The sequence below is a fragment of the Microbacterium capsulatum genome (genome assembly GCF_030865425.1).
Lineage (GTDB): Bacteria > Actinomycetota > Actinomycetes > Actinomycetales > Microbacteriaceae > Microbacterium > Microbacterium capsulatum.
This window is the reverse complement of sequence record NZ_JAVFCB010000005.1, coordinates 215,234-226,984: the sequence shown is the minus strand read 5'-3', so window position 1 is coordinate 226,984 and position 11,751 is coordinate 215,234. Positions and strand designations below refer to the sequence as shown.

The window sequence follows — 11,751 nt, the reverse complement described above, 5'->3', positions numbered from 1 at the left end:
GCGTCGGAAAAGCGCGCGGAAGCCCTCGCCCCGGCCTCGGAACAGACGTAGCCTGGAGACGGAGGTGGATGATGACGCAGGTGGTGGCAGGCGACCGGATCCGCATCCATGGGCGGGTCGTGGGCGACGCGGAGCGATTCGGTGAAGTCCTCGAGCTGCGCGGCGAGCTCCTCGTCGTGCGCTTCGACGACGGACACCAGGCGGTGCTCGCGCCCGGCAGCGATTGCGAGATCACGCACGCCGGATGAGCGGCACGGGTGAGCCGGGGGCGCAGTCCCCCGACTCACCTGCGCGTTCGGCCGCCTAGTCCGCCACGAACCCGACGATCGGGATCGCGGACGTCGTGGGAACGGTCGGCGCGAGGATCGTGCCGTCCTCACGACGGGCCTGGGAGCCGAACTGCGGGCGGCCGGGGATGACCGGGCCCTGGTGCGCGAGCGGCACCCGTGCCGGGGCCGCGACCGTAGCGACGTGCGGGACTCCGCGCACCGAGAACTCGACCGGATCCCCCGCGCGCACCTCGACGAGCAGCTCGCCGGCCGTCAGGGTGACCTGCAGCCGCGATCCCTGCCACTGCAGCGGGTAGGAGAGCTCGGGCCAGTCGACCGGCAGGCGCGGGTCGAAGCTGAGCTCGCCGTCGTGGTCGCGCATACCGCCGAAGCCGCTCACGAGTGCGGTCCACACGCCGCCCGCCGAGGCCACGTGCACGCCGTCGGAGGCGTTGTGGTGCAGGTCGCCGAGGTCGACGTAGATGGCCTTCTCGAAGTACTCGTGCGCGAGATCCTGATACCCCACCTCGGCGGCGAGGATCGACTGCACGACGGCCGACAGCGTCGAGTCGCCCGTGGTCAGCGGGTCGTAGTACTCGAAGTCGGCGAGCTTCTCCGCCTCGGTGAAGTGGTTGCCCTGCAGGAACAGCGCGAGCACGACGTCGGCCTGCTTGAGCACCTGGAACCGGTAGATCACGAGCGGGTGGAAGTGCAGCAGCAGCGGACGCTGCTCGGCCGGGGTGGCGGGCAGGTCCCACACCTCGCGCTCGAGGAACAGCGAGTCCTGCGGGTGGATCCCCAGGGTCGGGCTGAACGGGATGAACAGCGCATCCGCGGCGCGCTCCCACTGCTCGACCTCGGCCGTGTCGATCCGCAGCCGCTCCACGGCCGCGTCGTACGCCTCGGGCGCGTCCTCCGCCATCTCGCGCACCACCCGGGCGGCGAGGCGCAGGTTGTAGCGGGCCATCACGTTCGTGAACAGGTTGTCGTTCACGACGGTGGTGTACTCGTCCGGCCCGGTCACGCCGTGGATGTGGAACGTGTCGCCCTCGTCGCTGGAGCGCCAGAAGCCGAGCGTGGCCCACATCCGGGCGGTCTCCACGGCGATGTCGACGCCGTCGCGGTAGAGGAAGTCGTCGTCGCCGGTGGCCCGCACGTACTTGCCGAGCGCGTAGCTGACGTCGGCGTTGATGTGGTACTGCGCGGTGCCGGCGGCGTAGTAGGCGCTGGCCTCCTCGCCGTTGATCGTGCGCCACGGGAAGAGCACGCCGTCCTCGTTGAGCTGGGTGGCCCTGCGGCGGGCGGCGGGCAGCATGTGCACCCGGCAGCGCAGCGCGTTGCGGGCGAACTGCGGCGACGTGTAGGTGAGGAACGGGAGCACGTAGATCTCGGTGTCCCAGAAGTAGTGACCGCCGTAGCCGGATCCGGACACGCCCTTCGCGGAGACGCCGGCGCCGTCCGCCCGCGCGGAGGCCTGCGCGATCTGGAACAGGCACCAGCGCGTCGCCTGCTGCAGGTCGTCGTGCCCGGCGATCCGCACGTCGCTGCGCTCCCAGTACGCGGTGAGCCAGGCCGCCTGCTTGGCGAACTGAGCCTCGACGCCCTCCACCGCGGCGCGGTCCAGGGTGCGGCGGCAGCGGTCGATGAGCTCGCGCGGGGGCACGCCGCGCGACGTGTGGTAGCTGACGACCTTGGTCACCCGGGTGGGCACCCCGGCCTTCGCCTGCACCCGGAACACGTTCTTCGCGATGTCCTGCTCGACCAGGCGGCGGGCGGTGTACTCGTTGCCCGTCTCGATGAGGTGGTCGGCGGCGACGGCGACCGACATGCCCGAGTTCGTCACCCGGTAGGAGAGGGCGGCGCGCTGCTCCTCCTGCCAGAACTCCGCCGGCTGCAGCACCCGGTCGCCGAACCGCTCGGCTTTGCGCGGGTCGAAGCTCGTGCCGCGACGCGTCGCACCCGGCATCACCGGGACCCCGCCGTACACGTCCTCGCCGTCCTGCCGGTTGATCAGCTGGCACGAGATCGTGACGGGGGCGTCGGCGTTCTCCACGGTCACCTCGAGCCGCAGCACGGCGAGGTGACGCTCCTCGAACGACACGATCCGCTCGTCGCGGATCCGCACCCGCTTGCCCGACGGGGTCTCCCAGAGCACGTCGCGCTCCAGGACCCCGGTGCGGAAGTCGAGGGAGCGGCGGTATTCGCGGATGTCGGCCTCGTCGAAGCTCAGCGGCTCGTCGTCCACGTACACCCGCATGACCTTCGCGTCCGGGGCGTTCACGATGGTCTGGCCGACCTCGGCGAACCCGTACGCCTGCTCGGCGTGCCGGATCGTCCACGTCTCGTGCAGCCCGTTGATGAAGGTGCCGTGCTCGTGCGCGATGCGGCCCTCGATGTGGTTGCCGCGCAGGCCGAGATACCCGTTGCCGAGGCCGAGGAGCGTCTCGGAGACGCCGGGATCGGTGTGCGGGTAGCGGGTCTCGACGAGACGCCACGGGTCGACGGGGAAGAGGTCGCGATCGATCATCCAGTTCTCTCCATACGGTGCGGTCAGGGAAGGAAGCGGGCGAGGTCGTCGACGACGACGGTCGCGCCGTTCATGAGGAGGGCCTCGGATCCGGCTCCGCGGTCGACGCCGACGACGACGCCGTAGCCGGCTGCGACGGCCGAGGCCACGCCGCTCGTGGCGTCCTCGACGGCGACGGCGACGGACGGATCCACGCCGAGGCGCTCCGCGCCGGCACGGAACACGTCGGGCGCGGGCTTGGAGGCGAGGTGCTCGCGCTCGGCGACCACGCCGTCGACGACCTGGGCGAAGAAGTCGCGGATCCCGGCGCTGCCGAGCACCTCCTCGGCGTTCTTCGAGCTGGAGACGACCGCGAGCGGGACGCCGGCGGCGCGCAGGTCCTCCAGAAGGGCCAGGGATCCGGGGTAGGGCGCGATGCCGTCGCGGCGCAGGGCCTCGGAGAACGCGACGTTCTTGCGGTTGCCGATCCCGCAGATCGTGTCGGCCTCCGGATCGTCGCCGACGGATCCCCAGGGGACCTCCACATTGCGGCTGTGCAGCAGGCTGGCGACGCCGTCGTAGCGCTTCTTGCCGTCGACGTAGAGGAAGTAGTCCTCGTCGGTGTACTCGGGCGTGATCCCCCACATCTGGAAGACGTCGTCGAACACCGCCTTCCAGGCGCGCATGTGCACCTCGGCGGTGGGGGTGAGCACGCCATCGAGGTCGAACAGCACGGCAGCGGCTGCGCGGAGATCGGGGAGGGGCGCAGGGGTGTCGGGCACGGCGAAGCCTCCGGTGGCTGAGGGTGGATCGAAAGGATCGGCACGTCTGCGTGCCACCCTGTCCAGGGTAGTGCGGTCCCCCGTCGGCGGGAAGGTGCCGTTCGGAGGCTGGCCCTTTCGCGGCTGCGTGTGCGCCACGGCCCCGCTGCCGTGCGCTGCGTCGGGATCCGGCGCCCGGGCAGAAGAAAAGACCCTCCGCGCACCCAGCAGAGCCCGGTTACCCTTGCTGCGTTTCCGCCCTGGGGGAGTTGGCCTGGATGCCGCCACGCGGAGAGCCGAGGATCAGTCTACCCGAGGTGGAGGGCGGGGCTGACCGCCGGTGCGAGTCCGCCGCTTCGGATCGGCGCATTTCACTCTTCCCTTCTTCGAAGTTTTGTTCTAAAGTGAGATATGGCCACCACTCCGGATCCCTACCTCGCCCGCAGCGGCGAGATCGTGGATCGGTGCCGTGAGCTCGACCGGCGGATCGCCGCGCTCGAGGCGGAGAAGGCGGCTCTGCTGGGCGAACGGGTGGACCTGCTGCTCGACGATCGCGCCAGGAGCGGCGGGATTCGAGGCGGCCGAGCGTTCGATGTTCGCCGAGGTCTCAACCGCTCTGCACATCACCCGTGGGGCGGCCGCACGAGCGCTCGGCACCGGGTGGTCGCTGCGGGATCGGTTCCCCGCCACGCTTGCGGCCCTCGCCGACGGGGAGATCCCAGCCCGGCATGCGGCCGTGATCGTGGCGGCGGCCGGCCCCATCGATCTCGCTGACGGCGAGGCGCACCGCCGGTACGAGGAGCAGGTGCTCCCCTACGCGGCGGCCGAGACCGCCGCCCGCACGGAGGCGTACGCGAAGTCGGTCGTGGCCGCCGTCGCCCCGGAGACCGTCGTGGAGCGCCATGAGCGGGCCCGGGAGGACCGGCGGCTCGTGCTCACCGACTACGACGACGGCAACTCCCTGTTCGGGGTCATCACCTCCACGCCGCTCGCGCACGCCGCGTTCGACCGCGCCACCCGGATCGCGCGCGAGATCAGGACGATCGCGGCGGCGTCCGCCTGCGGCGGGTTCACGGGCCCGAACGCGCCCCGGCCCGGCGAGGAGCCCACCGACGCGCAGTTCGAGCGGCTGACCGAGTTCGAGAGCATCGTCGCCGACCTCGGCGAACCGCTCGCCGACGAGCGCACGCTCGACCAGATCCGCGCCGACGTCGTCACCGACGTCCTGCTCACCGGATCGGGCGACGTCCTCGCCGAGAACGGACTCGACGGGGTCCGCGGCACCGTCCAGGTCACCGTCGCCGCGACCACCCTCGCCGGCCTCGACGATCGACCGGCCGAGTTCGACGGCCACGGGCCGATCCACCCCGACATCGCCCGCGAGCTCGCCACCACCGCCGGGCAGTGGGAGCGCCTGTTCCAGGATCCACGGGGCATGCTCAGCCACACCGACACCTACGCGCCGACCGGGCGGATGAGGCGACATCTCCGCGCCCGCGATCGGCACTGCCGGTTCCCGGGCTGCCGGATGCCGGCGAAGCTCTGCGAGATCGACCACACCTTCGATCACGCGAAGGGAGGGCCGACCGAGATCGGCAACCTGAGCTGCCTCTGCGCGGGCCATCACGCCCTCAAGCACCCGGACCTCGACGACCGCTGGCGGTGGACCGCGCGTCAGAAGCCCGGCGGGGTCATCGTCTGGACGAGCCCGACCGGCCGGATCTACTGCGACGCTCCTCCACCGCGTGTGCAGTTCGCGTGAAGCGCGTCGTTCGCCCACACGCGTCCACCGCGCGAGCCCGCTGCCCCTGTCCGTCCCCGACAACGCATCCACCCCCCGTGAACCCGCCGTTGCAGAGATCCGACGGCCCGGCCCGGTGTCCCCCGCCCCGGGCTACGATCGAGACACGCGGGCGCAACGCGGCGCCCGGCGAGAGGGACGCATGCACGCCACCGACACTGCACAGACCGCTCACGACGCCGTCGACACCACCCCGATCGACGCGGCCGAGTTCGCACTTCGCACGAGCGCCATCCTCGACTCGATCACCGAGGTGATCGACGGCAAGGACGACGCGATCCGCAGCGCACTGATCTGCCTGCTCGCCCAGGGCCACCTGCTCGTGGAGGACGTGCCGGGCGTCGGCAAGACCATGCTCGCGCGCGCCCTCGCCGCCTCGATCGACGCGACCGTCCGGCGGATCCAGTTCACCCCCGACCTGCTGCCCGGCGACATCACCGGCGTGAGCGTCTACAACCCGGTCGCGCAGGAGTTCGAGTTCAAGCCCGGCGCCGTGTTCGCGCACATCGTCATCGCCGACGAGATCAACCGCTCCTCCCCCAAGACCCAGTCCGCCCTGCTCGAGGCCATGGAGGAGGGGCAGGTCACGGTCGACGGACGCTCCCGCCCGCTGCCGGACCCGTTCCTCGTCGTCGCCACGCAGAACCCGCTCGAGATGGAGGGCACCTACGCGCTGCCCGAGGCGCAGCGCGACCGGTTCATGATGCGCATCTCGATGGGCTACCCCGACGCGGCGGCCGAGACCCTCATGCTGCGCCAGCGCGACGTCGCCAACCCGCTCGACGAGATCCGCCCGGTCCTGGCGGCGACCGACGTGCGCGGACTGATCTCCTGGGCCAGGGCCGTGCACGTCGCACCCGCGCTCGAGGAGTACGCGGTGGCGCTCTCGCAGGCCACCCGCAGCGACCCCAACCTGCACCTCGGTGCGAGCCCGCGCGCCACTCTGCAGCTCGTGCGGGCGGCCAAGGTGCAGGCCGCCCTGGACGGCCGCGACTACGTCGTGCCGGACGACCTCACCGTGCTCCTGCCCGCCGTGTTCGCGCACCGAATGATCCCCGCACGGGGGCTGCACCGGGCCGGCGCGCGGCCGATCGAGACGGCGCTCGAGGCGATCGTCCGCCGTACCCCCGTGCCGGTGGGCGCTCCCCGGTGAGGAAGGATCATGGGCCGGCGTAAGACCCTCGCGGAGAGCGCCGCGGTCCCCGGACGGCGGATGACCGGGCGCGGGGTGGCGGCGCTGCTGTCCGGGGTCGGGCTGGCGATCGCGGCGAACGTGCTGTCCGCGCCGATCCTGCTGTACCTCGCCGTGCTGCTGTTCGCCCTGCTGGTGCTGTCCGCGATCGCCGTGTTCGCGCCGCGCCGCCGCGCCGTGGTCGGGCGGACGGTCACCGCCGACCTGCTCACCGTCGGCGACGACACGACGGTCCGGCTGCGGCTCGACCTGCGGACCATGATGCGGGCACCCGCGGGAGCGTGGCACGACGTGCTGCCCCGCGCCGTGCGAGGCGGCTCGTCCGGCGACTTCCCGTCGGCGGACGCGGAACGCACGTCGAACGGCGTGACGATGACGATGACCTACCCGATCAGCGGGGCCCGCCGCGGCCTCGCCTCGCTCGGTCCGCTGATGCTGCGGACAGAGGATCCGTTCGGGCTGTTCGCCCGAGCCGAGGAGCTCGGCGAGGTGACCCCGATCACAGTCGTCCCCGCGATCCTCCCGCTGCCGCGCCTCACCGACAAGACCGGGCGGGCCGGCGGCACCGCGCAGACCTCGTCGCACCGGCTGGGTCAGGGATCCGACAACCTGTCGCCGCGGCGGTACGTGCCCGGCGACTCGATGCGGCGGATCCACTGGCGCGCGACGGCCCACCGCGGCGACCTGATGGTGCGTCAGGAGGAGCAGGAGTCGAGCCCCGATGCGCTGGTCGTGCTGGACCGGGCGGGCGCGCGCTGGCCGTCCACCGCGGAGGCGGCGGATCCGGAGGCGTTCGACCACGCCGTGACCGCATGCGCCGCGGTCGCGGTGCACCTCGTCGATCACGGCTACGCGGTCGACGTGGTCGACGCGACGGGCGTGCTGATCGGGAGGCTGCGCGGCGCCGAGGACGAGCGCGACGGGCTGCTCGTCGCCCTCGCCGCGGTCTCGCCCCGCTCGGGCGAGCGCGACGCCGGCCTCCCCGCCGCAAGCGAGGGGCACACGATCGGTCCGCTCGTCGTGATCACCGGATCCATCGACGAGGTCGACGCCGCCGCTCTGCCGCACGGCGGCGCCGGCACCCCGATCCTGCTCGCCACCGCCCCCGCGCCCGACGCGCTCACGGCGGCGGCAGCGCACGGCTGGCACACGGCCGTGCTCGGCGAGGATCCGGCCCTCGCCTGGGCCGACGCCGGTGCGCAGGAGGAGCCCGCGCATGTCAGCGTCTGAGCCCGACACCAAGGCTCGCCCGGAGAGCCGCGCCCCTGCCGGGCCGGTCACCGCCGCCGTGCTCAGCGCGCTCGGCCTTTTCGTCGCGGTCTGGCCGGTGAGCGGCGTGCTCCGGCCGGGCAGCTGGAGCGCGGGAGCGGCGTCGGTCGGCGGCGCCGTGATCCTCGCCGGGCTCGTGGTGCGGCTGCTGACCCGGCGGAGCCCGGCGTGGCTCGCCGCCCCTGCCGTGCCCGTCGCGCAGATCCTCGCCGGCGCCGTCGCGCTCACCGTGTTCACGTCGCGGACGGTCGGATCCTTCCGGTTCGTCCCCACTCCGGGCGTGTTCCGCACGGTCGGCGCCCTGCTCGGTCAGGCCGCGGAGGAGATCCGCCGCGGCACGGCCCCGCTGACCGCGACCTCCGCGCTGGCCGTCGGGGCGGCGGTCGCCGCCGGGATCCTGGCCGTCCTGATCGACCTCGTGCTGGTGACCCTGCGCACGGCGCTGCCCGCCGGCCTGCTGCCCGCCGTCGTCGGCGCGATCCCGGGGATCGTCGTGCACAGCGAGGTGAATCCGGTCTGGTTCATCGTCGCAGCGGTCGTGATCCTGGCCTTCCTGCATGTGCGGTTCGCCCCGCCGGGATCGGCGCATCGGCGGGCGCCGGTCGCGGCGCGCACCCGGACGACCACGACGGTCACGGTGGGCGCCTTCTCGCTCGTCGCCGCGCTGACCCTCGCCCCGGTGCTGCCCCTGTCCGCCGCCGGCATCGACACGCAGAGCGGCGGCACGACGACGTTGAACGCCTCGCTCGCCCTCGGACAGGATCTGCGCCGCCCGCAGGCGACCACGGCGCTCACCCTCATCTCCCAGGACGGCTCGGTGCCCTACCTGCGGATCGCCACGCTGTCCGACTTCGACGGCGTCGACTGGCTCCCCGATCGGCCCGTCACCGTTCCGCTGACGAAGGGGTTCGGCGCCGTCACCACGTCCGGAGGGGTCGAGCAGCGCAGCACCCGGACCACGATCCGCACGACCGGGATCTCCGGATCGCTGCTGCCGGTGCCGTATCAGGCGACCGGCGTGCGCGGCATGACCGGCCTGTGGACCGCCGCGCCGGACAACCGCACGCTCGTGGCGGCGAACGCGGACGCCGCCGATCAGAACTACACGGTCGACACGACCGTGGTCGCGCCGACCCTCGACCAGATCCGGGCGTCGACCGCGAGCGGATCCGGCGCGCCCGAGGCGCTGCGCCTGCTGCCGAAGAACCTGCCCCCGATCATCGCGGAGGACGCGAAGTCGGTCACCGGCGACTCCCCCACCGACTACGACCGGCTGATCGCGCTGCAGACCTGGTTCCGCGCCGGCTTCCGCTACTCGCTGAAGACGCCGGTCGCCGGCGGCTTCGACGGCACGAACGCCGACGCGGTCGCGACGTTCCTCACCGTGCGCGAGGGCTACTGCGTGCACTTCGCCGGCGCGTTCGCGCTCATGGCCCGCTCACTCGGCATGCCCACCCGGATCGTGGTGGGTTATCTCCCCGGCTCCGCCACCGACCGCCGCTCCGACGGGCACGTCGTCTACGTGGTCTCCAGCGATCAGCTGCACGCCTGGCCCGAAGTGTTCTTCCAAGGGATCGGCTGGGTGCCGTTCGAGCCGACCGCGACCCGCGGCGTCCCGACCGCGTTCGAGAACACCACCACGTCCGACAACGGCACCGGAACGGCGCCGGCGGGCGGGGCGACGCCGGCGCCGACCTCGAGCTCGAGGGTGAAGGATCCGTCCAACATCGACATCCCGAACGCGGGCGCAGCCGGCGCGGCGACCACGGGACCGATGGATCCGCGGCCGGTGCTGTGGACGATCCTCGCGGCGGTCGTGGTGCTGCTCGTCCCGGCGATCGTGCGGCGCGTGCAGCGGGCGGTGCGGATGTCCCGCGCTGGACGCGGAGACGCGATCGCGGCCTGGACCGAGCTGCGCGCGACGCTGCAGGATCTGGGGCTGCCCGCGCCCGAATCGGAGTCCCCGCGCCGCCGCGGCGTGCGGCTGGTCCGCGAGCGCGGGGTGGACGCCGAGGCCGTGGCCGCGCTGGTGGGCGCCGTGGAGCGGTCGAGCTATGCGCCGCCGGGCGAACCCGTCGCCGGCGATCTGCGGCGCCCGCTCGCCGGGATCCGCGCCGAACTGCGCCGGGGCATGCCGGCCCGCAACCGGATCGGCGCCGTCCTCGCGCCGCGCTCCCTGCTCGGCGCGCGGCTCGCGGCGACCACGACCGCCTGACGGGCGGACGCTCGGAAGCCCTGGCCCCCGGGTCAGGATCCTTCCGTGGCGGCGTGGCCCTCGCCGGTCTCGTCCCGCAGCGCCGTCGGCCGCGTGGGCTCCCCCTCGCCCTTGCGCCGGTGCCACCAGCGCAGCAGGTGGTCGATCCCGACTCCGAGGATCACCGCGAACAGCACCGCGATCCCGACGCCGATCAGCGGGTTGTCGTGCACCCATCGGCCGGCCAGCAGCCCGATCGTGAGGGAGTAGACGACCCAGGTGAGGCAGGCGAGCGCGTCGTAGAAGAAGAACCGGGGGTGCGGATAGCGGGTCTGCCCCGCCATGTAGTTCACCGCGACCCGCCCCCACGGGATGTACCGGGCGGTGAAGATCAGGGCGGCGCCGCGCTTGTCCAGCTCGTAGCGGGCCCACTCGAACATCTTCCGCACGCGCGGGCGGCGCATCCACCTCCACCGCTCGGTGCCGACCGTGCGGCCGAGCAGATACGCCATGTTGTCGCCGGCGATCGCGCCGACCAGCGCGGTGAGCCCCAGCAGCACGAGGTTCGGCTCACCGCTGTGCAGCGACAGCGCGGCGAGCGCGACGAGGGCGGTCTCACTCGGCAGGATCGTGGCGAAGCCGTCCACGAAGAAGAACAGCAGCAGCACCGGGAACAGCCAGAGCTGACCGGCGGCGTGCAGCAGCCAGCTGTTCACAAGGTCCATGCGCGGGCACTCCTCGGGTGGGTGTTCACCACACGCTACGCGGCGAAGCGGGCGCGCGCGTCATCCCCGAGGGGGAAGTTCCGACTGTTCATCGCGCGACGGCCGCGTGCTCCGTGCACGGCACCGCGACGCAGTCCGCGCACACGACGGCCTGATGCCGGCAGGACGCATCAGGGCAGTTCGCGGTGCGGTTCGTGGCGGCGCCGCATCCCGCGCACGCCCCGATCACGGCCGCGTGGTCGGAGAAGTCCACGGATCCACGTCCGTCGAACACGTACAGGGATCCCTCCCACAGTCCGTCGTCACCGAACTCCTCGCCGTAGCGGACGATGCCGCCGTCGAGCTGGTACACCTCGCCGAAGCCGCGCGAGCGCATCAGGCTCGACAGCACCTCGCAGCGGATCCCGCCCGTGCAGTAGGTGACGACGGGGCGGCCCTTGAGATCGTCGTAGGCGCCGGAGTCGAGCAGCCCGACGAAGTCCCGGGTGGTCCCGGTGTCGGGCACGACCGCGCCGCGGAAGCGGCCGATCCCGGCCTCGAGGGCGTTGCGGCCGTCGAAGAAGACGACGTCGTCCCCGCGCTCCGCGACCAGTTCGTGCAGGCCGGCGGGGGTCAGACGTTCGCCGCCGCCGATCACGCCGTGTTCGTCGACCTGCAGCTCCTCGGGCGCCCCGAACGACACGATCTCGTCGCGCACCTTCACGCTGAGCTTCGGGAAGTCGGCGCTGAATCCGTCGGCGTCGACCGCCGTGCCCTCGCTCCACTTGACGTCGGCGTCGCGGAACGGCGCGTAGGAGCGGAACGAGCGCAGCCACTTCTTCACCGCCGGCAGGTCGCCGCCGAGGGTGCCGTTGATGCCGTGCCGCGAGATGAGGATCCGCCCGCGCAGGTGCAGCGCGTCGCACAGGTCGCGCTGCCAGAGCCGGATCGCGTCCGGATCCGCGAGCGGCGCGAATGCGTAGAACAGCACGATCTTCGGGGTGGGCACCAGAAGAGTCTAGGAGGCGGAGGGCCTGCCGTCCCGGCCGTAGACA

At 72.5% G+C, this 11,751-nt stretch carries 9 protein-coding genes and 1 other RNA gene; 5 read left to right on the top strand and 5 right to left on the bottom strand.

The window, feature by feature from the left end:
- Window positions 1-68 precede the first annotated feature (68 nt).
- Complete coding sequence (locus RBR11_RS10620) at window positions 69-248, top strand: DUF1918 domain-containing protein (protein ID WP_308489301.1); 180 nt, start codon at window positions 69-71, stop codon at window positions 246-248.
- 55 nt (window positions 249-303) lie between these two features.
- On the opposite strand, the gene RBR11_RS10615 is transcribed toward RBR11_RS10620, so the two are convergent.
- From RBR11_RS10615 to ffs, 3 genes are all read right to left on the bottom strand, one after another.
- Complete coding sequence (locus RBR11_RS10615) at window positions 304-2,796, bottom strand: glycoside hydrolase family 65 protein (RefSeq protein WP_308489300.1); 2,493 nt, start codon at window positions 2,794-2,796, stop codon at window positions 304-306.
- Window positions 2,797-2,819: 23 nt separating this feature from the next.
- The gene (locus RBR11_RS10610) at window positions 2,820-3,557 is read right to left on the bottom strand and encodes an HAD family hydrolase (RefSeq protein ID WP_308489299.1); all 738 of its coding nucleotides are present in this window, start codon (window positions 3,555-3,557) and stop codon (window positions 2,820-2,822) included.
- Window positions 3,558-3,740: 183 nt separating this feature from the next.
- Window positions 3,741-3,837, bottom strand: an RNA gene (gene ffs / locus RBR11_RS10605) — signal recognition particle sRNA small type.
- Between the two features lie 291 nt (window positions 3,838-4,128).
- Here ffs and RBR11_RS10600 point away from each other — a divergent pair.
- From RBR11_RS10600 to RBR11_RS10585, 4 genes are all read left to right on the top strand, one after another.
- Window positions 4,129-5,298, top strand: a complete 1,170-nt coding sequence (locus RBR11_RS10600) for an HNH endonuclease signature motif containing protein (RefSeq protein WP_308489298.1) — start codon at window positions 4,129-4,131, stop codon at window positions 5,296-5,298.
- Between the two features lie 181 nt (window positions 5,299-5,479).
- Complete coding sequence (locus RBR11_RS10595) at window positions 5,480-6,490, top strand: AAA family ATPase (RefSeq protein ID WP_308489297.1); 1,011 nt, start codon at window positions 5,480-5,482, stop codon at window positions 6,488-6,490.
- Between the two features lie 9 nt (window positions 6,491-6,499).
- The gene (locus RBR11_RS10590; protein WP_308489296.1) at window positions 6,500-7,759 is read left to right on the top strand and encodes a DUF58 domain-containing protein; all 1,260 of its coding nucleotides are present in this window, start codon (window positions 6,500-6,502) and stop codon (window positions 7,757-7,759) included.
- Complete coding sequence (locus RBR11_RS10585) at window positions 7,746-10,013, top strand: transglutaminase TgpA family protein (protein ID WP_308489295.1); 2,268 nt, start codon at window positions 7,746-7,748, stop codon at window positions 10,011-10,013. The genes RBR11_RS10590 and RBR11_RS10585 overlap by 14 nt, the downstream gene beginning before the upstream one ends.
- 32 nt (window positions 10,014-10,045) lie before the next feature.
- On the opposite strand, the gene RBR11_RS10580 is transcribed toward RBR11_RS10585, so the two are convergent.
- The gene (locus RBR11_RS10580) at window positions 10,046-10,717 is read right to left on the bottom strand and encodes a DedA family protein (protein WP_308489294.1); all 672 of its coding nucleotides are present in this window, start codon (window positions 10,715-10,717) and stop codon (window positions 10,046-10,048) included.
- Window positions 10,718-10,805: 88 nt separating this feature from the next.
- Window positions 10,806-11,705 (bottom strand): oxygen-dependent tRNA uridine(34) hydroxylase TrhO, encoded by a 900-nt coding sequence (gene trhO, locus RBR11_RS10575; protein ID WP_308489293.1) that lies wholly within the window; start codon window positions 11,703-11,705, stop codon window positions 10,806-10,808.
- Between the last annotated feature and the right edge of the window lie 46 nt (window positions 11,706-11,751).